The sequence below is a fragment of the Mucilaginibacter sp. genome (genome assembly GCF_039935595.1).
In the GTDB taxonomy this organism is placed as follows: Bacteria; Bacteroidota; Bacteroidia; order Sphingobacteriales; family Sphingobacteriaceae; genus Mucilaginibacter.
Genome location: NZ_JBDTJZ010000163.1, coordinates 1 through 23107, shown reverse-complemented (window position 1 = coordinate 23107; position 23107 = coordinate 1). Strand labels below are relative to the sequence as shown.

At 38.8% G+C, this 23107-nt stretch carries 38 protein-coding genes; 4 read left to right on the top strand and 34 right to left on the bottom strand.

Features of this window, described 5'->3' with window-relative positions; genetic code table 11:
- The 31 genes from ABI367_RS11220 to ABI367_RS11070 all read right to left on the bottom strand — a co-directional run.
- A partial coding sequence (locus tag ABI367_RS11220; RefSeq protein WP_462231964.1) for a DNA-directed RNA polymerase subunit alpha occupies positions 1–900 on the bottom strand: 900 nt, incomplete at its 3' end.
- Positions 901–1078: 178 nt separating this feature from the next.
- Positions 1079–1687: a 30S ribosomal protein S4 gene (gene rpsD, locus ABI367_RS11215; protein ID WP_462231962.1), complete on the bottom strand. Its 609-nt coding sequence runs from the start codon at positions 1685–1687 to the stop codon at positions 1079–1081.
- Between the two features lie 67 nt (positions 1688–1754).
- Entirely contained in the window at positions 1755–2144 is a 390-nt protein-coding gene (gene rpsK, locus ABI367_RS11210; RefSeq protein WP_462231960.1) for a 30S ribosomal protein S11, read from the bottom strand.
- Positions 2145–2268: 124 nt separating this feature from the next.
- The gene (gene rpsM / locus ABI367_RS11205) at positions 2269–2646 is read right to left on the bottom strand and encodes a 30S ribosomal protein S13 (RefSeq protein WP_462231958.1); all 378 of its coding nucleotides are present in this window, start codon (positions 2644–2646) and stop codon (positions 2269–2271) included.
- Between the two features lie 69 nt (positions 2647–2715).
- Positions 2716–2832: a 50S ribosomal protein L36 gene (rpmJ, locus tag ABI367_RS11200; protein WP_082855993.1), complete on the bottom strand. Its 117-nt coding sequence runs from the start codon at positions 2830–2832 to the stop codon at positions 2716–2718.
- A gap of 8 nt (positions 2833–2840) precedes the next feature.
- The gene (infA, locus tag ABI367_RS11195; protein ID WP_462231956.1) at positions 2841–3059 is read right to left on the bottom strand and encodes a translation initiation factor IF-1; all 219 of its coding nucleotides are present in this window, start codon (positions 3057–3059) and stop codon (positions 2841–2843) included.
- A 64-nt stretch (positions 3060–3123) separates the two neighbouring features.
- Positions 3124–3915: a type I methionyl aminopeptidase gene (gene map / locus ABI367_RS11190; RefSeq protein ID WP_462231954.1), complete on the bottom strand. Its 792-nt coding sequence runs from the start codon at positions 3913–3915 to the stop codon at positions 3124–3126.
- A 6-nt stretch (positions 3916–3921) separates the two neighbouring features.
- Positions 3922–5265, bottom strand: coding sequence for a preprotein translocase subunit SecY (gene secY / locus ABI367_RS11185; RefSeq protein WP_462231952.1), 1344 nt, complete (start codon positions 5263–5265; stop codon positions 3922–3924).
- Positions 5266–5272: 7 nt separating this feature from the next.
- Entirely contained in the window at positions 5273–5719 is a 447-nt protein-coding gene (rplO, locus tag ABI367_RS11180) for a 50S ribosomal protein L15 (protein ID WP_462231950.1), read from the bottom strand.
- Positions 5720–5723: 4 nt separating this feature from the next.
- The gene (gene rpmD / locus ABI367_RS11175; RefSeq protein ID WP_462231948.1) at positions 5724–5903 is read right to left on the bottom strand and encodes a 50S ribosomal protein L30; all 180 of its coding nucleotides are present in this window, start codon (positions 5901–5903) and stop codon (positions 5724–5726) included.
- A 6-nt stretch (positions 5904–5909) separates the two neighbouring features.
- A complete protein-coding gene (gene rpsE / locus ABI367_RS11170; RefSeq protein ID WP_460692518.1) occupies positions 5910–6428 on the bottom strand; it encodes a 30S ribosomal protein S5 in 519 nt (172 codons plus the stop codon).
- A 12-nt stretch (positions 6429–6440) separates the two neighbouring features.
- On the bottom strand, positions 6441–6800 hold the full coding sequence (gene rplR / locus ABI367_RS11165; RefSeq protein WP_462231946.1) for a 50S ribosomal protein L18: 360 nt from the start codon (positions 6798–6800) through the stop codon (positions 6441–6443).
- A gap of 5 nt (positions 6801–6805) precedes the next feature.
- Complete coding sequence (rplF, locus tag ABI367_RS11160; protein ID WP_462231944.1) at positions 6806–7363, bottom strand: 50S ribosomal protein L6; 558 nt, start codon at positions 7361–7363, stop codon at positions 6806–6808.
- A 15-nt stretch (positions 7364–7378) separates the two neighbouring features.
- Positions 7379–7777 (bottom strand): 30S ribosomal protein S8, encoded by a 399-nt coding sequence (gene rpsH, locus ABI367_RS11155; RefSeq protein ID WP_462231942.1) that lies wholly within the window; start codon positions 7775–7777, stop codon positions 7379–7381.
- 141 nt (positions 7778–7918) lie between these two features.
- Complete coding sequence (gene rpsN / locus ABI367_RS11150) at positions 7919–8188, bottom strand: 30S ribosomal protein S14 (RefSeq protein ID WP_426668838.1); 270 nt, start codon at positions 8186–8188, stop codon at positions 7919–7921.
- On the bottom strand, positions 8181–8756 hold the full coding sequence (rplE, locus tag ABI367_RS11145; RefSeq protein WP_462231939.1) for a 50S ribosomal protein L5: 576 nt from the start codon (positions 8754–8756) through the stop codon (positions 8181–8183). The genes rpsN and rplE overlap by 8 nt, the downstream gene beginning before the upstream one ends.
- Positions 8756–9097: a 50S ribosomal protein L24 gene (gene rplX, locus ABI367_RS11140; protein ID WP_462231938.1), complete on the bottom strand. Its 342-nt coding sequence runs from the start codon at positions 9095–9097 to the stop codon at positions 8756–8758. Before rplX ends, rplE begins: the two co-directional genes overlap by 1 nt.
- Before the next feature lies 1 nt (position 9098).
- On the bottom strand, positions 9099–9467 hold the full coding sequence (rplN, locus tag ABI367_RS11135) for a 50S ribosomal protein L14 (protein WP_245132507.1): 369 nt from the start codon (positions 9465–9467) through the stop codon (positions 9099–9101).
- A gap of 2 nt (positions 9468–9469) precedes the next feature.
- A complete protein-coding gene (gene rpsQ / locus ABI367_RS11130; protein ID WP_091149797.1) occupies positions 9470–9724 on the bottom strand; it encodes a 30S ribosomal protein S17 in 255 nt (84 codons plus the stop codon).
- Positions 9725–9743: 19 nt separating this feature from the next.
- Positions 9744–9953, bottom strand: coding sequence for a 50S ribosomal protein L29 (gene rpmC, locus ABI367_RS11125; RefSeq protein WP_462231935.1), 210 nt, complete (start codon positions 9951–9953; stop codon positions 9744–9746).
- Between the two features lie 95 nt (positions 9954–10048).
- Positions 10049–10471 carry a 50S ribosomal protein L16 gene (gene rplP / locus ABI367_RS11120; RefSeq protein ID WP_462231933.1) on the bottom strand — a complete coding sequence of 141 codons (423 nt, stop codon included), beginning with the start codon at positions 10469–10471 and terminating at the stop codon, positions 10049–10051.
- Positions 10472–10520: 49 nt separating this feature from the next.
- Positions 10521–11390, bottom strand: coding sequence for a 30S ribosomal protein S3 (rpsC, locus tag ABI367_RS11115; RefSeq protein ID WP_462231931.1), 870 nt, complete (start codon positions 11388–11390; stop codon positions 10521–10523).
- A gap of 6 nt (positions 11391–11396) precedes the next feature.
- Positions 11397–11825, bottom strand: a complete 429-nt coding sequence (rplV, locus tag ABI367_RS11110) for a 50S ribosomal protein L22 (RefSeq protein ID WP_462231929.1) — start codon at positions 11823–11825, stop codon at positions 11397–11399.
- A gap of 3 nt (positions 11826–11828) precedes the next feature.
- A complete protein-coding gene (gene rpsS / locus ABI367_RS11105) occupies positions 11829–12095 on the bottom strand; it encodes a 30S ribosomal protein S19 (protein ID WP_114005430.1) in 267 nt (88 codons plus the stop codon).
- A gap of 2 nt (positions 12096–12097) precedes the next feature.
- Positions 12098–12925 (bottom strand): 50S ribosomal protein L2, encoded by an 828-nt coding sequence (gene rplB / locus ABI367_RS11100; protein WP_462231927.1) that lies wholly within the window; start codon positions 12923–12925, stop codon positions 12098–12100.
- Between the two features lie 7 nt (positions 12926–12932).
- On the bottom strand, positions 12933–13223 hold the full coding sequence (rplW, locus tag ABI367_RS11095) for a 50S ribosomal protein L23 (protein ID WP_462231925.1): 291 nt from the start codon (positions 13221–13223) through the stop codon (positions 12933–12935).
- Position 13224: 1 nt separating this feature from the next.
- A complete protein-coding gene (gene rplD / locus ABI367_RS11090; RefSeq protein ID WP_462231923.1) occupies positions 13225–13854 on the bottom strand; it encodes a 50S ribosomal protein L4 in 630 nt (209 codons plus the stop codon).
- A gap of 1 nt (position 13855) precedes the next feature.
- Positions 13856–14473 carry a 50S ribosomal protein L3 gene (gene rplC / locus ABI367_RS11085; RefSeq protein ID WP_462231921.1) on the bottom strand — a complete coding sequence of 206 codons (618 nt, stop codon included), beginning with the start codon at positions 14471–14473 and terminating at the stop codon, positions 13856–13858.
- 267 nt (positions 14474–14740) lie between these two features.
- Positions 14741–15361, bottom strand: coding sequence for an AbiV family abortive infection protein (locus ABI367_RS11080; RefSeq protein WP_462231919.1), 621 nt, complete (start codon positions 15359–15361; stop codon positions 14741–14743).
- A gap of 16 nt (positions 15362–15377) precedes the next feature.
- Entirely contained in the window at positions 15378–15605 is a 228-nt protein-coding gene (locus ABI367_RS11075; RefSeq protein ID WP_462231917.1) for a type II toxin-antitoxin system MqsA family antitoxin, read from the bottom strand.
- 1 nt (position 15606) lies between these two features.
- Positions 15607–15891, bottom strand: coding sequence for a DUF4258 domain-containing protein (locus tag ABI367_RS11070; RefSeq protein ID WP_462231915.1), 285 nt, complete (start codon positions 15889–15891; stop codon positions 15607–15609).
- Between the two features lie 155 nt (positions 15892–16046).
- Here ABI367_RS11070 and ABI367_RS11065 point away from each other — a divergent pair, with 155 nt between their 5' ends.
- Both ABI367_RS11065 and ABI367_RS11060 read left to right on the top strand, forming a co-directional pair.
- Positions 16047–17387: an O-antigen ligase family protein gene (locus ABI367_RS11065; protein ID WP_462231913.1), complete on the top strand. Its 1341-nt coding sequence runs from the start codon at positions 16047–16049 to the stop codon at positions 17385–17387.
- 30 nt (positions 17388–17417) lie between these two features.
- Positions 17418–17810 carry an acyl-CoA thioesterase gene (locus ABI367_RS11060; RefSeq protein ID WP_462231911.1) on the top strand — a complete coding sequence of 131 codons (393 nt, stop codon included), beginning with the start codon at positions 17418–17420 and terminating at the stop codon, positions 17808–17810.
- Here the strand turns inward: ABI367_RS11060 and ABI367_RS11055 are convergent, their stop codons facing one another.
- Both ABI367_RS11055 and ABI367_RS11050 read right to left on the bottom strand, forming a co-directional pair.
- Complete coding sequence (locus ABI367_RS11055) at positions 17811–19634, bottom strand: rhomboid family intramembrane serine protease (protein WP_462231909.1); 1824 nt, start codon at positions 19632–19634, stop codon at positions 17811–17813. It lies immediately after the preceding gene.
- Positions 19635–19643: 9 nt separating this feature from the next.
- On the bottom strand, positions 19644–20903 hold the full coding sequence (locus ABI367_RS11050) for an NAD(P)-binding domain-containing protein (RefSeq protein WP_462231907.1): 1260 nt from the start codon (positions 20901–20903) through the stop codon (positions 19644–19646).
- 130 nt (positions 20904–21033) lie between these two features.
- On the opposite strand from ABI367_RS11050, the gene ABI367_RS11045 reads away from it, so the two are divergent.
- Both ABI367_RS11045 and ABI367_RS11040 read left to right on the top strand, forming a co-directional pair.
- The gene (locus ABI367_RS11045) at positions 21034–21897 is read left to right on the top strand and encodes a hypothetical protein (protein WP_462231905.1); all 864 of its coding nucleotides are present in this window, start codon (positions 21034–21036) and stop codon (positions 21895–21897) included.
- Positions 21898–22022: 125 nt separating this feature from the next.
- Positions 22023–22433 (top strand): VOC family protein, encoded by a 411-nt coding sequence (locus tag ABI367_RS11040; protein ID WP_462231904.1) that lies wholly within the window; start codon positions 22023–22025, stop codon positions 22431–22433.
- A gap of 182 nt (positions 22434–22615) precedes the next feature.
- Here ABI367_RS11040 and rpsJ read toward each other — a convergent pair whose 3' ends face one another.
- A complete protein-coding gene (gene rpsJ / locus ABI367_RS11035) occupies positions 22616–22921 on the bottom strand; it encodes a 30S ribosomal protein S10 (protein ID WP_022830652.1) in 306 nt (101 codons plus the stop codon).
- Positions 22922–23107: the final 186 nt, after the last annotated feature.

Here is a 23107-nt window from a genome sequence, read left to right as displayed (position 1 = left end):
ACCGAAGTTCCTGAATTTTAACATGTCAGCAACATCATAAGAAACCAGATCAGCCAGGCTGCGGATGTCGGCAGCTTTAAGGCAGTTTAGGGCGCGAACTGAAAGGTCAAGGTCAACCAGCTCGGTTTTCAGGATCTTGCGCATGTGCAGGATTTCTTCGTCAACTTCTTTAGTTTCTTCTTTAGCCTGTGCTTCAAGCATCATGTTTTCATCGCTGAACAACATAAAGTGCTGGATCAAGATCTTAGCAGCTTCTTTAAGCGCATCTTCAGGATGAATTGAGCCATCAGTAGCAATATCCAATACTAATTTTTCATAGTCGGTTTTTTGCTCAACGCGATAGTTCTCAATAGTGTATTTTACATTTTTTATCGGTGTGTAAATAGAGTCGATAGCTATTACACCAACATTAGCATCCGGGTTCTTATTTTCCTCGCTCGGAACATAACCGCGGCCTTTGTTTATAGTAAACTCGATTTCAAGCGTTACAGCCGAATCCATGTTACATATAACCAGGTCAGGGTTTAAAACAGTAAAGTTATTAGAGAATTTAGTGATATCGCCGGCGCGGAAAGCATCCTGACCATTAATTATCACAAATACTTTCTCGTTATCGCCAGATTCACCTGATTTTTGGAAACGTACCTGTTTCAAATTTAATATGATCTCGGTAACGTCTTCAACAACTCCTTTAATGGTTGAAAACTCGTGCATTACGCCTGAGAAACGAACAGATGTAATTGCAAAACCTTCCAAAGATGAAAGTAAGATACGACGCAGAGCATTACCAATGGTTACACCGAAGCCTGGTTCTAATGGACGAAACTCAAACGTGCCATCAAAATCAGTTGATTTCTGCATGATAACCTTGTCCGGTTTTTGAAATGCTAAAATTGCCATTTATATCCTTTATTTATTTGTTAATTGATAATAGATTTGAGATGTGAGATATGAGTAGTTAGATAATGTTTTCTGTACCCGTACCTTTGTCTAAAATCCTCTTCTAATTATTTATAATTGAAAAACAGATATGAGATTTGGAACAATTTCTCAAATCTCATATCTAAAATTTCATATCTTATTTTGAGTACAACTCGACGATCAGGTTCTCCTTGATATTCTCAGGAATCTCATCGCGGTTTGGATAGTTCAGGAATTTACCTGTTAAGGTGTTAGCATCCCATTCTAACCAGCTGTATTTATTGATCTTTCTGCCGGCAACCGAATTACTGATAGCCTCCAACGTTTGTGATTTTTCGCGAACCGCGATAACATCACCTGCTCTTAATAAATAAGAAGCAATGTTAACCACCTCGCCATTAACAGTAATGTGTTTGTGGCTAACCAGTTGGCGCGCTCCAGAACGTGTTGGCGCAATGCCTAAACGGTAAACAGCGTTATCTAAACGGGCTTCTAAAAACTTTAATAAGTTTTCGCCGGTGATACCCTCTTTTGCAGATGCACGGTGAAACAAGTTCTCGAACTGACGTTCTAACACACCATAAGTGTATTTAACTTTTTGTTTCTCCATTAACTGGGTTGAATACTCTGATTGCTTTCCTCTTCTTTTAGAAGCACCATGCATACCCGGCGGGTAGTTTTTTCTGTCTAACGCTTTATCCGGACCGAAGATGGGCTCGCGGAAACGACGTGCAATTTTTGATTTTGGACCTGTATATCTAGCCATTGTTTGTTTGTTTTAAAGTATCATGCAACCTTACGTTGCAGAATCTTAGCTTTAAAAATTTGGTTAATTAAACTCTTCTCCTTTTTGAAGGACGACAACCGTTGTGCGGAAGCGGTGTGATATCTTTTATAGTAGTTACCTCGATACCGGTTGTTTGCAGGGTACGGATAGCCGACTCGCGACCAGAACCCGGGCCTTTTACAAAAACCTCAACCTTGCGTAATCCCAGGTCATAAGCAACTTTTGCACAATCGGCAGCAGCTTGCGACGCGGCGTAAGGGGTATTCTTTTTTGAACCTTTAAAACCCATTTTACCGGCAGATGACCATGATACAGCCTGTCCGCTTTTGTTGGTAAGGGTAATGATGATGTTATTAAAGGTAGCGTTAATGTGTGCTTCGCCAACCGACTCAACAACTACGATACGCTTTTTGGTAACTTTTTTACTTTTAGCCATGTTTTTAATTATTGAATTAGTGAATTATTGAGTGACTGAATTATAACCCGGACCCACTAACTGTTTTTATAATTTTTATATTCCTAATGATAGAGACTAATCTCAAATCACTAATCACTGTTTACTATTTAGTAACTTTCTTTTTGTTAGCAACTGTTTTACGTTTTCCTTTACGGGTACGTGAGTTGTTTTTAGTGCGCTGGCCACGTAATGGTAAACCTTTACGATGGCGTGTACCGCGGTAACAACCAATATCCATTAAACGTTTAATGTTTAACTGTACTTCTGAGCGTAATGAACCTTCTACTTTTATCTCATCATTAATGATGGTACGTATAGCGGTTAATTGTTCGTCATTCCAATCCTGAACTTTGATATTGAAATCAATACCTGCTTTAGTTAAAATGTCTTGAGCTGTTGAGCGGCCTATACCGTAAATGTAGGTTAAACCTATCTCTCCTCTTTTGTTCTTGGGTAAATCAATACCTGATATCCTTGCCATATTTGTTTATTTAAGTAATAACCGAGCGGCGGGCCACCGTTGTACGAATTATTACAATTGCTTTTTTAATTATCCCTGACGTTGTTTAAATTTTGGGTTCTTTTTGTTTATTACATAAAGTTTCCCGTTACGGCGGATGATCTTACAATCAACGCTACGTTTTTTTATTGATGCTCTTACTTTCATCTCGGTTGTTATTTATATCTATAAGTTATTCTCCCCTTTGATAAATCGTAAGGGCTCATTTCCAGTTTCACTCTATCACCTGGTAAAATTTTGATGTAGTGCATCCTCATTTTACCCGAAATATGCGCAATAATCTCATGTCCGTTCTCCAGTTCAACCCTGAACATAGCATTTGATAATGCTTCCCTAATTGTACCGTCTTGTTCAATTGAGGCTTGTTTAGCCATATTTTACTGATTATTACTTAATTATCCAGCCTTTAAAGCGGGATGCAAAATTAATAAATATTTTTTAATTATTATCTTTTTCTTTTAAAACATTATCAACGTAATCAAACGTCGAAAGTATATCCGCTTTTCCTTTTTTAACGGCTACTGTATGTTCATAATGGGCTGATGGTTTTCCATCCACAGTTGATACGGTCCAGCCATCGTCCCAAAACTTTACGCCGGCACGTCCGGCATTGATCATCGGTTCAATAGCAATAACCATCCCTTCCTCTAATTTTATGCCCGATCCGCGTTTGCCATAGTTAGGTACTTCAGGTTTTTCATGCAATTGTAAACCTACACCATGACCTACCAATTCCTTTACTACACCAAAGCCATTTTTTTCGGCGTGTTCCTGAACAGCGTAGCCAATGTCACCTATCCGGTTACCTGCTATTGCTTTTGATATACCCAGATCCAAACACTCGCGTGTAACGCGCATTAGTTTTTTGGTATTTTCATCAACCTCGCCTATAGCAAAGGTAAAAGCCGAGTCGCCGTAATATTTATTAAGGATAACGCCGCAGTCTACTGATACCAGATCGCCATCTTTTAAAACATGGTCACCCGGAAACCCGTGAACTACCTGGTCATTCAATGATATACAAAGCGAATAAGGAAATCCTCCGTAGTTTAAAAAAGCAGGGATGCCACCGTTATCACGTATAAAGGTTTCAGCTAATTTGTTTAATTCAATAGTCTTTACACCGGGTCCTATAACTTTCGCTATTTCACCATGTGTTTTTGCCACTAACATTGAACTTTGTCTAATCAGCTCAATCTCCTCGGCAGACTTGTAATGAATTTTTGGCATTCCTTATTAAATTGCTGTCGGTGTTGTACCTGCAGCAGTTGGTATAGCTGTGCGTCCTTTAATTCTGCCGGTTTTCATTAAACCATCATAATGGCGCATTAATAAGTGGCTTTCTATTTGTTGCAGGGTATCTAAAACAACCTGCACCAAAATTATCAATGATGTACCTCCAAAAAACCTCGAGAACAAACTGCTTACGCCTGCTAAACTTACCAATGCTGGTATAATAGCTACAATAGCTAAACATATTGAACCCGGTAAGGTAATTTTTGAAATTATATCATCCAGGTAATTACCTGTAGCCACTCCTGGTTTTACACCGGGGATAAAGCCATTATTCTTTTTCATATCCTCAGCCATTTGGTTAGGGTTAACCGTAATAGCCGTATAGAAATATGTAAATACAATAATTAACAGCGCAAACAATATATTATGCAACCATGAATTATAGTTTATTAATTGTATTACTATTGGATTTGAAGCCGCATTAGGGAAAAACGATGATAAAGTAGCAGGTATAAACATTAATGCCTGTGCAAATATAATTGGCATAACACCCGCGGCAGTTACCTTTAAAGGTATATACTGGCGCACGCCACCATATTGTTTATTACCAACAATACGTTTTGCATACTGTACAGCCACTTTACGTGTACCCTGCACAATTAATATAGTAAACATTACTACACCTATTAAGGCAACTAACTCTACTATAAAAGTAATTAAACCACCGTTACCGCCTGTGCGCGATTGAAACTCAACTATAAACGCGCTTGGCAGCTGGGCAATAATACCCACCATTATAATTAATGATATACCGTTACCTATACCTTTATCGGTAATTTTTTCGCCCAGCCACATTACAAATAAGGTACCTGCTGTTAATACCAGGGTATTCATCAAAGTAAATATAAAGTTTGGCAGCAATACAGCATCAGGCGTAATTTGTGTATGCAAATAAGCTACGGCCTGTGGTACGGTAATTGCAATGGTCAAATAACGTGTCCATTGGTTAATTTTATTACGGCCGCTTTCACCCTCTTTTTGCATTTTGCTGAAGTAAGGTACCGCTATACCCAGTAACTGCATTACGATGGATGCAGAGATATAAGGCATTACCCCTAACGCAAAAATAGAAGAGCGGGAAAATGACCCGCCTGCAAACATATTCAATAATCCAACCAGGCCTTCTTTTGCCTTTTGGGTATCCAAAGTATGAGAATTAACTCCCGGAAGAACCACGAAGGAGCCTATACGATATATTAAAAGAAATAAGAGTGTGTTGGTTATACGCACTCTTAGATCTTCGATTTTCCAGATATTGGATATGGTGGTGAAAAATTTCTTCATTTGAAATTTATAGCTTAACTATAGTGCCACCGGCTGCTTCAATAGCTTTTTGCGCAGTAGCTGTAAATGCATGTGCTGTAACTTCTAACTTGGCTGTAAGTTCGCCACGGCCCAATATTTTTACCAGGTCGTTTTTCGATACCAAACCATGTTCTTTTAATGTATCAAAATTAATAGTTGCAACTGAATATTGCTCAGTTAATTTTTGCAACACATCAAGGTTAACACCAACGTATTCAACACGGTTAGGATTTTTAAAACCAACCTTTGGTACACGGCGTTGTAATGGCATCTGGCCACCTTCAAAACCAACCTTAGTTGAAGTACCTGAACGTGAACCGGCACCTTTATGACCGCGTGTTGATGTACCGCCACGGCCAGAACCTGTACCACGGCCTATTCTTTTTCTATTTTTAGTAGAACCTTTTGCAGGTTTAAGATTACTTAAATTCATAATACTAAATATTTTCTACTGCTACCAGATGATTAACTTTTCTTACCATACCGATGATAGCTGCAGTTGCCTCAACTTCAACACTCTGGTTGATTTTCTTTAAGCCCAAAGCCTCAATTGTTCTTTTTTGGCGCTCACTTCTATCGATCACGCTTTTAATCTGAGTTATTTTGATTTTTGCCATGACTGATTATCCGTTAAATACTTTACCTAAACTAACGCCACGTTGTTGTGCTACAGTATGCGCATCACGTAATTGTGATAATGCCGATACCGTTGCTTTAACCACGTTGTGTGGGTTTGATGATCCTTTTGATTTAGCCAATACGTTATGCACACCGGCTGATTCTAATACCGCGCGCATTGCACCACCGGCTATAACACCGGTACCGTTTGCAGCTGGTTTAATGAACACAAAACCACCAGAAAACTTGCCTATTTGCTCGTGAGGGATAGTGCCGTTTAAAATTGGCACTTTTACTAAGTTCTTTTTAGCATCATCCACACCTTTTGCAATAGCTTCAGTAACCTCTTTAGCTTTACCTAAACCATAACCTACAACACCGTTCTCATCACCTACCACTACTATGGCAGAGAAGCTGAAAGTACGGCCACCTTTGGTTACTTTGGCTACACGCTGTATGCTTACCAAGCGGTCTTTTAATTCGATCTCGCTTGTTTTTACTCTTTTTATATTGATTGTTGACATTTCTCTTTTCGATTAAAAGTTTAAACCACCTTCACGTGCACCTTCAGCCAATGATTTAACACGGCCATGATACAAGTATCCGTTCCTGTCAAAAACCACATCTTTAATGCCTGCGGCAATTGCCTTCTGAGCAACCAGTTTGCCTACAGCTACTGATTGATCTGACTTGGTACCATCTGCTGCAACAAAATCTTTTGATAAAGATGAAGCCGAAACAATTGTTTTTCCGGATACATCGTCAATGATCTGCGCATAAATGCCTTTATTACTCCTATATACTGATAGGCGCGGACGTTCAGTTGAGCCTGAAAGGCGTTTCCTGATACCCATTTTAATCCTATCTCTTCTTGATAATTTCGCTCTAGCTGCCATGACGATTATTTTTTAGATGCTGATTTACCCGCTTTTCTTCTCAATACCTCGCCAACAAACTTGATACCTTTACCTTTGTAAGGCTCAGGGGCACGTAACGAGCGTATTTTTGCCGCTACCTGTCCAATCAATTGTTTATCATTCGACTCCAGAATAATGGTTGGGTTTTTACCCTTTTCAGCAGTTGTTGAAACTTTAATTTCTTTTGGTAACTCAAACACATAATGGTGAGAGTAACCCAGTACCAGGTCTAACGTATTGCCGTTATTAGTTGCGCGGTAACCCACACCTACTAATTCCTGCTCAATTTTGTAACCAGTGGTTACGCCTGTTACCATATTATATAAAAGCGAGCGGTATAAACCGTGTAACGCTTTATGACGTTTTTGCTCAGAAGGGCGTTGTACTAACAAGTTGCCGTCTTCTTGCACAAGTTTAATATCGCTATCAACTTGTTGCTGCAATTCACCTTTAGGGCCTTTTATGGTAACCAAATTATCTTCGGCTACGGTAATTGTTACGCCTGCGGGTATTGCTATTGGTGCTTTTCCTACTCTTGACATTGCTAATTCCTCCTATTAATAAACGTAGCATAAAACTTCGCCGCCTACATTTTGCTGACGCGCTTCTTTATCGGTCATTACACCGCGAGAAGTTGACAGGATAGCGATACCTAAACCATTTAATACACGTGGCATGTTATCCATACCGGCATATTTTCTTAAACCTGGTCTGCTGATACGCGATATGTTGCGGATAGCAGGAATTTTTGTTATTGGATGGTATTTTAAAGCCACTTTAATAGTGCCTTGCGGACCATTTTCCTCAAACTTGTAGTTAGCTATGTAACCTTTTTCGAAAAGCACTTTCGTGATTTCCTTTTTCAGATTTGATGCCGGAACCTCTACCACCCTGTGGTTGGCCTTAATGGCATTTCTTACTCGTGTAAGATAATCTGCTATTGGATCTGTATTCATTATTTATTGATTATGATGGTGGTTTCCTTCTCCTAACATCAGAGACGACCTGCCGTCGGTTAATTCTTTTTTTGTTTAGCTTAAAGCAAAAAGCCTAAAGCTAAAAGCTTTTTGCTTTCTCCTTTGAGCTTTCTGCTCAAATTACCAGCTTGCCTTTTTAACTCCCGGTATTTTACCTGCCAATGCCATATCACGGAATGTTACACGTGATATACCAAACTGGCGCATATAACCACGGGGGCGGCCTGTTAATTTACAACGATTGTGTAATTTAACGGGTGACGATGCTTTAGGTAATTTATCTAAAGCTTCATAATCGCCGGCAGCTTTAAGGGCTGCTCTTTTTTCAGCATATTTTGCTACTAACTTAGCACGTTTAACTTCGCGTGCCTTTACACCTTCTTTAGCCATTGTTAGTTGGAGTTTGATTTTTAAATGGTAAACCAAATTGTTTTAGTAACTCTAAAGCTTCAACATCGTTAGCAGCCGAGGTTACAAAGGTAATATCCATACCTTGAATTTTGTTGATCTTATCTATATTGATCTCAGGGAATATAATTTGCTCAGTAATACCTAAAGTATAATTACCCCTTCCGTCAAAACCTTTATCATTGATGCCTTTAAAATCGCGTATACGCGGCAGGGCAACAGCAATTAAACGATCTAAAAACTCGTACATTGTATTATCACGTAAAGTTACACGTACGCCTACCGGCATATTTTTACGTAATTTAAAGTTTGATATATCTTTTTTAGATTTTGATGATACTGCTTGTTGACCGGTAATTGTAGTTAACTCGGCAATAGTAGTTTCAATCAGTTTCTTATCAGTAGTAGCGCCACCAACACCCTGGTTAATAGCTATCTTCTCTAACTTAGGAACCTGCATTACGCTTTTGTACTGAAATTTATCTTTCAGCGCAGTGCGAATTTCTTCCTTATATTTTGATTTTAGTCTTGGTACGTATGTAGTTGCCATTACTTAATTTCCTCCCCTGATTTTTTTGCTACTCTTACTAACTTACCGTCAGCATTTCTTTTTCTGCCTACACGGGTTGCAACTCCGCTTTTCGGATCAACCAACGCAAGGTTTGAAATATGTATAGCAGCTTCTTGTTTTACTATGCCTCCGTTAGGGTTAGCAGCATTAGGTTTAGTATGTTTTGATACCATGTTGGCACCTTCAACAATAGCCCTGTTTTTTGCTATAATAACTTCAACTATTTTACCTTGTGATCCTTTTGAATCGCCGGCTATAACTTTAACTAAATCGCCTTTTTTAATTTTGATTTTAGCAGGCTTGTTTATTTTCTTTTCCATATTACAATACCTCCGGTGCTAATGATACAATTTTCATAAATTGTTTTTCACGCAACTCTCTTGCAACGGGGCCAAATATACGTGTGCCTCTCGGCTCATCCTGGTTGTTTAACAAAACTGCCGCGTTATCGTCAAAACGGATATATGATCCATCTTTTCTACGGATTTCTTTTTTAGTCCTAACAACTACGGCTTTTGATACGCTTCCTTTTTTTACGTTACCAGATGGGAGCGCGCTTTTAACGGTCACTACAATCTTGTCGCCAATTGAGGCATATCTTTTACCGGTACCGCCTAATACGCGTATCACTAAAACTTCTTTAGCACCGCTGTTATCGGCTACGTTTAATCTTGATTCCTGTTGTACCATCTTTATTTAGCCCTTTCTATAATTTGAACTAATCTCCAGTTTTTGCTTTTGCTCAACGGGCGGGTTTCCATAATCAATACGGTATCGCCAATACCACAGGTATTAGTTTCGTCATGAGCCATAAATTTGGTAGTTTTCTTAACAAACTTACCATAGATCGGGTGCTTCACTTTCCGCTCCACAGCTACAACAATAGATTTCTCCATCTTATTGCTAACTACCAGGCCGGTACGTGTTTTTCTTAAATTTCTTTCCATTTTCGTCGACGCGTAAAAATTATTGTTTTTCAGAAGCTGACGCCGCTTTACGCTTTGTTATTTCAGTATTTAAACGAGCAATATCCTTACGCACTTTAGTAATACGGCTCGGATTTTCAATGGCCGATACTGCATGTGCAAACTTAAGTTTGGTAAGAGTAGCTCTTTCCTCGCCTAATTTTGCAGCCAACTCTTCAGTTGCCAGCTCTAAAATTTCTGAGTTCTTCATTTTATTGTTTTTTATGTTGTAATTGTTGAAGATGTTGTAAAGGTTGCAGTAGTATTAAACATTTATAACTCTTACAACTTTTTCAACTCTTACATTTATGCCTCTACGTAATCGTTACGTACTATAAATCGTGTTTGCACAGGTAACTTTTGCGCTGCCAGGCGTAAAGCCTCTTTTGCAACGTTTAATGGTACACCTTCTGCTTCAAAAATGATCCTTCCGGGGCGTACAACCGCTACCCAGTATTCAGGAGCACCTTTACCTTTACCCATACGTACCTCTGCCGGTTTTTTAGTTACGGGTTTGTCAGGAAATATCCTTATCCAAACCTGTCCTTCACGTTTCATAAAACGTGTAACAGCAATACGTGCAGCTTCAATTTGGCGGCTGGTGATCCAGGCCGCTTCCAGTGATTTTACACCGAAAGATCCGAATGAAAGTTCAGTGCCACGGGTGGCTAAACCTTTCATCCTGCCTTTTTGCATCTTTCTGAACTTCGTTCTTTTTGGCTGTAGCATTTTCTTATTCTTTAATATCCGTCACGGATATATATTTTTTACTTAATTATTATCTTGATCCACCCGGACGATTACCACCGCCACGGTTAGGTCCACCACCTTGTCCACCCGGACGGTTACCACCGCCTCTGCGGTCGCCACCACCTTGTCCTGGTTTACGGTCGCCTCTGCGTTCGCCGCCACGCTCACCACCACGTTCGTTTCCACGACCACCAAATCCTGGTGCACCTTCAGGGCGTCCGCCTTTTCCGCTTGCGCTGCTGGTACCACCAATGTTTGGCGATAAGTCGCGTTTGCCATAAACTTCGCCTTTGCAAATCCACACTTTAACACCTATTTTACCATAAGTGGTTAATGCTTCTGCTAATGCATAGTCAATATCTGCACGGAAAGTGTGCAATGGTATTCTTCCTTCTTTATATTGTTCGCTACGTGCCATCTCAGCGCCACCTAAACGGCCTGATGTCATTATTTTAATTCCTTCTGCACCCATTCTCATGGTCGAAGCAATTGTAGTTTTCATGGCACGACGGAATGATATACGTGCTTCTAATTGTTTTGCTATACCTTCGGCAACTAACTGTGCATCAAGCTCAGGGCGTTTAATCTCGAATATGTTGATCTGAACTTCCTTTTTAGTAAGTTTTTTCAACTCTTCTTTGATCTTATCAACCTCGGTACCACCTTTACCAATTACAATACCCGGACGGGCAGTGTGAATAGTTACAGTGATGCGTTTTAAAGTACGTTCAATAACTACTTTTGATACGCCACCTTTGTTGATACGTGCTGAAAGGTACTTGCGGATCTTTTCGTCTTCAACTAATTTGTCGGCATAATGATTGCCACCGAACCAGTTAGAATCCCAACCTCTGATGATTCCTAATCTGTTACCTATTGGATGTGCTTTCTGTCCCATTTCAAATTAATTGTTATCGTTTTTACTATCCACAATAAGGGTTACGTGGTTTGAGCGTTTGCGGATACGGTATCCTCTTCCTTGCGGAGCAGGGCGCAATCTTTTAGCCATACGGCCTCCACCTACTGAAACCTCTTTTACAAACAGTCCGCTATCTTCAACACGTTTACCTTCGTTTTTTGCTTCCCAGTTTTTGATAGCTGATAGCAATAGTTTTTCAACACGTATAGCTGCTTCTTTATTTGTATATTTTAATATGTATAACGCTTTCTCAACGTTTACACCACGGATCAGGTCAACCACCAAACGCATTTTGCGTGGTGAAGTTGGGCAGTTCTGTAACTTAGCAGCAGAAGCCCCGCCTTTCTGAGCTTTTTCCTCTTCTTTGCGTTGTCTGATCAATACAGACTTTTTAATTTTTGTTGTTGCTTCCATGCCTTATTTTTTCTTTTCTGCGTGTCCGCGGAAGGTACGTGTTGGCGCAAATTCGCCCAACTTATGTCCTACCATGTTTTCTGTTACGTACACCGGTATAAATTTATTACCGTTGTGTACTGCAAATGTATGACCAACAAAATCAGGAGAGATCATGGAACGACGTGACCATGTTTTTACAACCGATTTTTTATTTGATTCATTTAATACCAGAACTTTTCTGTCCAGGTTATGATCAATATAAGGTCCTTTTTTAATTGAACGTGCCATTATTATTTCTTCCTTCTTTCAATGATATAACGATCAGACCCTTTTTTCTTATCACGGGTTTTGTAGCCTTTAGCTAATAAACCTTTGCGTGAACGTGGATGACCACCTGAGGCTCTACCCTCACCACCACCCATAGGGTGATCTACCGGGTTCATGGCAACACCACGAACACGAGGGCGACGGCCCAACCAGCGCTTACGGCCGGCTTTACCTAATACTTCGTTTTGCTTCTCGCCATTTGAAACAGTACCGATAGTTGCTAAACAAGTAGCTAATATCATACGTGTTTCGCCCGAAGGCAATTTAATGATAGCGTATTTGCCATCACGTGCTGAAAGCTGAGCGTAAGTACCTGCCGAGCGTGCAATAACACCGCCCTGACCCGGGTTCAATTCAATATTATGAATGATAGAACCCAATGGTATGGTTTTTAATGGTAATGTATTACCCACCTCTGGTGGAGCAGTCTCGCCGGATAAAACAGTTGTACCAACTGTTAAACCTTCGGGTGCTAACATGTATCTTTTTTCGCCATCAACAAAGTGTAACAACGCTATACGAGCCGAACGGTTAGGATCATACTCAATAGTTGCAACCTTTGCAGGGATATCAAACTTATTACGTTTAAAATCGATCAATCTATATAATTGCTTATGACCACCACCTAAGTAGCGCATAGTCATTTTACCGCTGTTGTTACGTCCGCCTGACCGTGTGTTTACTGATACCACTAACGACTTTTCAGGAACGTTTGTTGTGATATCCGAGTTATCGGCACCTACTCTGAAGCGGGTACCCGGCGTAACCGGTTTAAATCTTTTTACTGCCATCTCTATATTATATACTGCTATAAAAATCTATTGCTTCACCATCTTTCAACGTAACAATCGCTTTTTTATACGTTGCAGCACGACCACTTACCGGTCCGGCTTTTGTATTACGACTTTTAAGTTTTCCGACGTATCTCATTGTATTTACAGCCTCAATATTTACACCATACATGGTTTCAATGGCTGATTTTATCTGAATTTTGTTAGCTCTTGGATCAACTATAAAAGCATAACGGTTAAGCTTCTCAGTTAATTGAGTTACTTTTTCAGTAAGTAGGGGTTTCTTTAAAATTTCCATATTACTTAGCTAATGCTTCCTCCAATATTTTAACAGCACCGGTGGTTAATACCAGCTTGCCCGCGTTTAACACATCATAAGTGTTTAACTGGTCAGCAGTAATAACTTTGGTTCTTTTCAGATTCCTGCTTGATAAATACACATTGTTATTTGCTGCGCCTAATACTATTAATGTTCTTACATCAGTAGCTTTAAGGTCGGCAACTAGCTGTACATAGTTTTTAGTTTTAACAGTATCGAAGCTAAAATCTTCTAAAACTATTACGTTGCTATCTTTTGCTTTATATGATAAGGCTGATTTACGTGCCAATACTTTAAGTTTCTTGTTTAATTTGAAACTATAATCGCGTGGCTGCGGACCGAATACACGGCCACCACCATTAAACAATGGTGATTTTACGCTACCTGCACGGGCACCGCCTGTACCTTTTTGTTTGTATAACTTACGGGTTGAACCTGCAATTTCGTTACGCTGTTTTGATTTATGCGTACCTTGACGTTGGTTAGCTAAAAACTGCTTAACATCAAGATAAATAGCGTGATCATTTGGTTCAATACCGAATATGGCTTCAGGAAGCTGCACCTTGGCACCTGTTTCTTTACCTGATACGTTTAATACTTTAACTTCCATCTTATTTATCCACTATTACGAATGAACCCTTAGCTCCAGGTATGGAACCTTTAACAACTAACAGATTTTGTTCCGGATAAACTTTCAAAATTTCCAAATTCTGAACTTTCACACGCTCGTTTCCCATTTGACCAGCCATGCGCATTCCTTTGAATACACGTGAAGGCCATGATGAAGCACCTAATGAACCCGGTGCACGTAAACGATTATGCTGACCGTGAGTTTGCATACCCACACCACCAAAACCATGACGTTTTACAACACCCTGGAAACCTTTACCTTTTGACGTACCAACTACATCAACAAAATCTCCCTCAGCAAAAATGTCTACAGTGATAGTATCACCAAGACCTTTTTCATCTTCGAAAGATTTAAATTCAACAAGTTTACGTTTTGGGGTAGTTCCTGCTTTTTGGAAATGGCCTTTTAATGGGCCCGAAGTGTTTTTTTCCTTCTTTTCGCCGTACGCCAATTGAACAGCGGCGTAGCCGTCTGTATCAACAGATCTTACTTGTGTTACCACGCAAGGGCCAGCTTCAATAACTGTACAAGGAATATTCTTCCCTGAGTCATCAAAAATGCTGGTCATTCCTACTTTTTTACCAATAATTCCTGACATTTTCTCTATTTTATTTGTGCCCATCGAAGCAGTAGGGCTTCGTTCAAGGCATATTATTCCCCCTAAAGGGACGGCAAAGATAGGAACTTTACATTAAATATCAAATACTTAATAAGTTATTTTTATATAAATGTTTTAAGGGGAGTTAAATCGTTGATTGGGTTGATTTAGAGAGTGGTTATTAAGGCAAAGGCAAGTGTTGCATCATTAAACCTTGCGCGCCATGTATTGAATGGTTTATGAAAAGATTAAGGCAAAGTTTCTCTATTAAGATTTCAATAACTCATTAAACTCTTTAATAGCTTTAATTTCTAATGGTTTTTTATTAAGTGGGTTAACTCGTAAATATTCCCTTATTTCAAACGAGACTGACAATGCAGCTTCAATCATAGCTTTGGCTATTTTAAAGCGAGTAATAATTCTAAATTCAATATGATTTAAATGATCAATTGAAATAAGTTGCCTTGGAGATGCAAATTTGTTATTAATAATGGACGTATAAAGACTATGGTTTTTCCGGTCATTTATTAGATTTAAGTTGTTGTATTCATAAACTGTCGCATCAAGAAACTTTCTTTTATCTTTTACTATTTCTTTTAATGCTTTCAAAACGAAATAATCATAGTTAATAAAACTGGTCGTTTTGGATTTATGACTATGAAATTCCTTTAAAAAAAGTTTATATGAATTCGGATTATTTATATCTTCCAACAAAAGAAAGTTTAATACTTGTGAAGCTTTACCAATTTCCTCAGAAGCTAATTGGAATAATGTATATGCTCTTTCGTTCCTACCATTCGCTTTTAACAATTCTGCGTCATTAATTAAACTCTCAGCATTTGACAGACAAACATTTACTCCGTTTTTTAATTCATTTTCGTCTATCATCGATAAGTTCTTTACCTCATGCCACCTTCAACTTAAACACTTCCAACTCTGCACCGCTTTCAATAGCTTCATTACCTTTTTCCATAACCAGCCGGCTAATTTCTTCTGAAAGATAATAATGCCCGCAATTGGTGCAAACCTCTGCCGGTACATCTTTAATTAAAACAATGGAGTCACCCCGTTCCAATGTTACAGTAACTTTACCTTTCTCGGTATTACCAACCTGACATAATGTACATTCCATATTAGTTTTTCTTCAATTTAAAATCTGACTGCCAAATGGTTTCATCCGGCTCATATGCTGTGATAATAATACATCTTGCAATACTATCGTCTTTTGCTATCACAACATGTATTGGCCTATTATTAATATAACCCAACATCAAATAACTGGGAAAAGGTTTATCATGATAATAAGTCATGATCGTTTCTCCATTTTCTATAATAAATTTAACGTTATCTACAGAAATGTTTCGTTTAAACATTTGAGTGATGGCATGGTCACTAAATATGGTTTCCTTACAAACCATAATTTGCAATAACAAGCGTTGTCATAATAACAAATTTAATCAATTATTTTATTAAGTATCTATTTCTTATGCCTTGAAATAGGTATAAAACGATTAACAACCTAATCAAACTTTTCTTAATTTCACCAGTAACCAATCACTATATAATAATTACGATGACTGCGAAACCATATTGGGATAAAAATAAAAGCATTAGCAATACTATTTTTAATTTTTTATGTATAGCATTAATTGCATCTGTGTTTTTTACCAACCTTATGCATTTAAGGCAGTCAGGCACCAAGCTTCAACTTACCGAGATCATTTTTTTATTAACAATTCCGTTTATCCCCTATAAAAAACTTATTGATCACCACCTTAAACGTAATCGCACTTTTATTCTGATCGTATTAGTGTATTTAACTCTTGATATGCTGAGCTCGGTATTAAGCCACCAGCTTTCGGCAATATTAGAAAGCATGGGCAGGTTTTATCTGTTTGGCCTATTTGCGATTTTAAACTACTGGTTTAGCAACTTCAGTAAAAACGACTTACTAATTAAATTAACTAAAATATTCATTATTTGCACAGTCGGCATTGTGGTGTTTGCAATAATAGGGTATATAATGGCTTTTAAAAGAGGCTGGTCGCCATATATTTTTAACGCTACAGATTATCCTTACTTCGGCTCTTTATACAGGTTAAAGGGGCCAACCATCTATCCATCTATGCTAATAAGCAACTTAATATTCCTGTTATTATTTATCACAGGGGTTTGGAAGGATAGCCTCATGCGAAAAACACTCAGTACTGTTTTTGTGTTACTTTGGATCTGTGTTATTTTAACATTCTCAAAATCAATATTACTTTTAATTGCAGCAATGTTGGTTTTTATATTTAAATATAAGGGCCGGCTTAGCAAAACATCATTAATAAGCATAATAGCGTTACTGGCAATACCTATGATTTTTTTAACCCATGTAATTGTGTTAAAAAAGGGATCAAACGAGATAGAAAATCTTAAATCAACTGCATTTTCAACAAATAGGATAGTTTACGAAACCGATAATTATGTACTTATAGAAGCCAGCTATCTGGCCACCAAAAGGGCCGATATTGCGATAGCTCGCGACAACCTGTTTTTTGGAGTAGGTACGGGGAATTTTAACGACCGTTTATGGCAATATAAAGAGCGCCTTGGCATTCCTCCAAGACTGGGCCACTTTGACCCGCATTCTACCTATCTGGGGGCTTTTGCCGAGAATGGCTTATTTGCAGGCATTATATTACTGGTTGTTTTGGGGTTTGTTTTTAATGAATTTATTAAAAGAAAAGACTTGCTTACTGACAACTTTTTATTGGCGCTGTTTTTAATTTATCTATTCTTTTTGATAGATGGCATTTCAACCGATATCTTAAATTTTAGGCACCTTTGGTTGTTCTTCGCATTAGCGCTAACTTATCTGCAAATCAATAAACCTGTAAACAGCAAATCAATTATCGAAATTAATAATTAGGTATCTTTGCGCCTATATTCTACTAATAACATGAATTTTTACACACGCAAATGGGTAAAGCCCGAAGACTTAAATGCCCATAATACCTTATTTGGCGGCAGATTATTATCATGGATAGATGAAGAGGCCGCTATATACACTACCATTCAGTTGGGCACCAATGGTGTTGTTACTAAATATATCTCTGAGATCAATTTTGTAAACTCGGCCAAACAGGGCGATATTGTTGAGTTAGGCATTAAAGCTATCGGCTTTGGCACCACATCACTTACACTAACTTGCGAAGTACGGAATAAGATATCCCAGAAAACCATACTTACTATTGATAAAATAGTGTTTGTATCCGTTGATAAAGAAGGTAAACCCGTAGCGCATGGCAAAACTGAAATTGTTTATACGGACGAAAGATTAAGAGAGGATTGATTAATTATCTGTCTTTTTTGTCGTTAATTCATCAACTATTTTCTGAGTTTCGTCTTCTCCCTCTAATAATTTGGATTTGTTGTTTAAACCCGGATAAATTGCGTAACCCAGTAAAAGCCCACTAAAAAGCCCTCCTAAGTGAGCCGCATTATCTATGCCACCTATCAGACCATTTAATAAATTATACCCTATAAAAATTGAAGTGCTAATTAAAAACGATTTTTTAAAATCTTTTGGAAACAGGTTTGTAGTTAACAATGCAAAAAACACACCGTACATCCCAAATATGGCACCCGACGCTCCTACGCTGATGGTTGCGGGGTGCCACCAAATACTAGTTATGCTTGCAATTATTCCTGTACTTATATAAACAAGGGCATATTTAACTTTGCCAAGTAATGGTTCTAAAAATATTCCTACAAATAGCAGACCATACATATTAAATAAAACATGCATTACACCACCATGTAAAAATATATTGGTGATAAGTCGCCAATACTGGCCATTACTTACACTTGGTCTGTAATTAGCGCCTAATCTTAATAAATCAATAGCTGAAAAAGATATAAATCCCAAACCATAGCAACACATTATTATAAAAACCAACAGGTTAACGCCTATAATAATAGGAGTTATATAATAACCCTCTCGTGGGAAAAAAATCGCTTTAATTTCTATCCACGAAGATTTTGATTCTTCGTTTTTAACTGAAGGGTTAATTTCTAAATCATTTTTAAATGGCTTAAATAACAAACAGATTAAGAATGCTAATGCGCCAATTGCAAACGATCCAAATATCCAAGGTAATTTACTTCCATTTCTTTCTTCAAAAGGTTCGTTTACTGGTGATAATATAATGGGGAGTCTCCCAAAGTTTCCTTTTGCATTTATAGCATTTATATAATTTTCAAATTTTTTTCCCGGGCCAACTTTATCAAGATAGACGAAGCCATTCAAATCTTTTCTTTCAAAATCAGCTTCACTTTGTTTCGCAAATTCGCTATACCGTTTTTCTTTCTCTGCTCGAGATAACCTATTATTTATAGTCTTTTGATAGACAATTGCCAGCCAAGCACATGGCACAAGGCCATCATTTCCATCTATTTTGGTTTTAATTACTAATAACCCTCCAAAAGCAGATTGCCCATAAAGAGCAGCAGCAGCAGCTCCTTTTAAAACTGTAACACTCTTTATTAAAGCAGGGTTAATTTTTTTTAAAGAGTCGTAATTAGCGGATCTGCCATTAATTATAAACTTCATATTTGGAGGTAAAATTACCGGCTTCTTTCCTAACGTATCAATTGGATTATTACGTTCAAATATTGGGCAAGGCGCATATATAGACATGTCAAAGTCTGAATTATACCTACCACTAACATCAAATACAGGCTTTACCCTAACCAGTTTTTTATCAATGTAGTAATGTTTAACAGTGTAGTATTTGGTACTAGGCAGTTTATTGATTTGGTCAATATCATTAAGCTTAGTTAGTTTACCTGTGGCACTTATTAAATATTCTTGTGCTATAACTGACGGCGCCGCTATTGCGACCCACGCAAAAACCATGTATCCCATAAGGGGATCACCTTTTCCGTTCTTATTTTTTAGGTTAAGCAATTTGATACGTGGCCGTAACCAAATTAATATTGGTATCCAGGGTAGAGCACAGGGGATAAAAAAATTGGTTACATCTTCATCAACAACAAAAGTGGTTGTTCTTATACATAAAATCCAGTGCAAAAAAGTGTATACAGCACAAGTTGCGGCAGCAATTATTACAAATGGAATAAATATTAGCTTAATTTTACGGTCTAAGTCTTTCATCAAATAAATTTACTCCATCATCAACCTTCTTATCAGTTCGGCACTTTGTTTATTGCCTTCTTCCAGCCGGCCCTGAAAAAAGGCCTGCACATCATTAAAGTGTTTTTTGTAGCCTTCCATATCGCCATAGCCGATTATTGACGACCACTCTCTAACTGCCGAATGGAACTCCAGATCGTCGCCTCGGATGGTTTTATCATATAGGGCAGCTTGTATAGATTCCTCCAGCAACTCTTCATTTTTAAATAAATATTCGGCTATGCCTAATCGTAACCTAAACGGTGGGGTTTGGCAAATCAGGTTATCATAAGGGTTTACGCCCAGGTGGTACCAGGCATCAACCATGCTTAATATACTTAAATGCGAATTAGGCTTTTGCAACTCGTGGTTTTGCGACAGCGAAAACTCCTTCATCACCTTATCGCTTAACATAATGGGCTTTCGGCTTTCATGAAATACAAAATCGCGGGCACGGTAAAGCCTTGCCCTAAACGTCGCCTCCTCCTCCTGTATCATCAGTTTAAACAATTCCGACTCAGATACTGCATACCTTTTAACCTGTTGTTTGGCATACGGGTTTAATATGGCCAGGCCCGCATATACGTGCGCTTTATAGCTAAATATCCGCAGTGTGGTCAGTATTTTAACATTATCAATACCGCCTATGTATGACGCGTTTTCCCAGGGGAAAAACCCGGCTTCTTTCCAGGCAGTGCCCATGCTTTCAAAACCTACGTGGGTAACGGCCTGGGTATCGGCTACAATTTTATCGTGGGCATGATAGTCTGTCATCTCTACAATTTCTGATCCTATAGCCGTAAACAGATCAAACATGCGCTGTACAGCCTCTTCCGTACCACGATGATTTATGATAATGAGTGTTTGCCCTTTTGGTTCAAACCCCGGACCATGCATTCCATGAAATGTGATAATATGCGCGCTTTCGGGCAGATATTTTTCAAAAGCCGCAATTTCGGGGGTTTTAACAGAGGTTTGCCCCGCCACTATAGCACCGGCCTTGGTATATGGCGCATATTGGGCCACTACCTGTTCCAGCTTATCAGCCTCGACAGAATAAATGATTAAATCATTATTGACTGATACTTCTTTACCGCTTTCAACTATGGTTATGCCAAAGGGGGTAAGCTCATTTTCCAGCTGCTGCCTATTGGCGGGCAAATCGCACCCGCAAACGGTATAGCCTGCCTTAGCAAAAGCCTTGGCGTATAACCTCCCCATATCCCCTAAACCTATAATTCCGATATTCATTGCGCTAATATAAGTATGCGTAGCAAAATATCATGTAAAACCCTACATTAGACGAATAAAAGTAGCCGACAACCTAATATAAACACCTTATTGTTTGCTTTATTAATGGATGATTGTATAATTTTACAATATGAATAATTACTTTTTGCCAAGATTAATCGCTTTGATTTTATTTGTATCCGCTTTTACTACTAACGGTATGGCACAGGATAGCTTAAAAAAAGCGGTTACTGCCAAAAAACGAGTTGTTACTACTACAACTCAAAAAGCATCTGTACCAACAGCTGCAACGGGCATACCTATTAACCCCAAAACAGGTAGGCCCTATACTAAGTATGGTTATGGGGCTTATGCAAAAAATAAATATGATGCTACGAAAGCCGCCCGCAAAGCGGATAGCCTGAAAAAGGCTGCTGCAAAGCCTGTAACTAATACAACTGTTGCTGCGCCTATTGCTTCTGCGCCGCCAATAGCAACGGTTCCGGCTGTTACGGCACCGCCTGTTGATAAAAGCCTTAACGCACAATACCAATACCTTTTAACCAAAGTATATAACTACCAACAGCCCTTTGTTGCGGCATTATGGAAAAACGTGATGGACACGCTGAATACCAATCGCCGTAAACTGAAGGATGTTCAAGCTACAGTAACTATACAAACCAAAACCATAACCGACCTACAGGCTGATGTTGCCAGTAAAGAAGCTTCGCTTTCCGCGTCAGATACCATTGATATTGCTGGGGTGACCTTGCCTAAAACAACTTATAATTTAATTATGTGGGGACTGGTTATCATATTCGGCGCTGTAGCTGCCGTGGTTATTGCCCGCTCGGGCAGTAATAAAAACGAGGCCGCTTACCGTACGCAACTATATAACGAACTGGAAGAAGAGTTTAAAACCTATAAAAGCAAGGCCAACGAAAAGGAAAAGAAACTGGCCCGTGAACTACAAACCGAACGCAACAAGGTTGACGAATTGATGGGGAGAGGTTAGCCCTCGCCCCCAGCCCCCCTTGAAGGGGGAGTTTTATATTGTCGCGAATTGCCCCTTATATTGTCGTATTTGTATCCATCGCTTTTATATGATACCCATAAATTTGTATATACATTAAACATATTATGGCAACTAAAATTTTTTTGAACCTGGCTGTTAAGGATCTTAACAAGTCGGTTGAGTTTTTTACCAAACTTGGTTATACCTTTAACCCGCAGTTTACCAATGAGCAGGCAACCTGCATGATCATCAGCGACACTATTTATGTGATGCTGCTTACCGAGCCTTTCTTTCAGTCGTTTAGTAGTAAGAAACAACTTGCTGATACCTCAAAAGTATTTGAAGTTTCGATATGTATAAGTGCCGAAAGCAAGACCGAGGTTGATGAAATAGTTAACAAAGCCGAAGCAGCAGGTGCCACTATACCCGACCCGGCAACGGATTACGGCTGGATGTACCAGCATAGCTTTGACGACCTGGATGGCCATCACTGGGAATTTGCCTGGATGGATCCGGCAGGACCACCGGTGGGGTAATGGCATTTTCCTCGCGTCATTGCGAGCGATAGCGCGGCAATCTCTACACGATAGGTCGAAAATTACCTGTCGTGTAGAGATTGCCACACTCGTTCCTCGTTCGCAAGGACGCACGAGGGCAACAAAAAAGCCCATTCGAATAATCGAATGGGCTTCTTAATATTATAGATCTTCCGGTACTATCACACTTTGATCTCAACTTCAACACCACTTGGCAATTCAAGCTTCATCAAAGCGTCTACAGTTTTTGAGTTTGAGCTATAGATATCCAATAAACGTTTGTATGAACATAATTGGAATTGCTCGCGTGCTTTTTTGTTTACGTGCGGTGAACGCAAAACAGTAAAAATTTTCTTTTCGGTTGGTAACGGAAGTGGTCCGCTAACTACAGCGCCAGTTGGCTTTACTGTTTTTACGATCTTCTCGGCTGATTTATCAACCAGATTGTAATCGTAAGATTTTAATTTGATCCTGATTCTTTGGCTCATTTTATTTGTTTAATTAAGACCGTTGTTAGAGCTATTAATAACAACAACCGGATTTATTAATTATTATTCGGAATGTATCCCTTATTCTTTAGGCACTGAGGATTAATCCCCTATTTTAACTTTGCCTTTTGCTTTGGCAATCACTTCTTCCTGAACGTTTCTTGGAGCTGCTTCATAATGATCAAA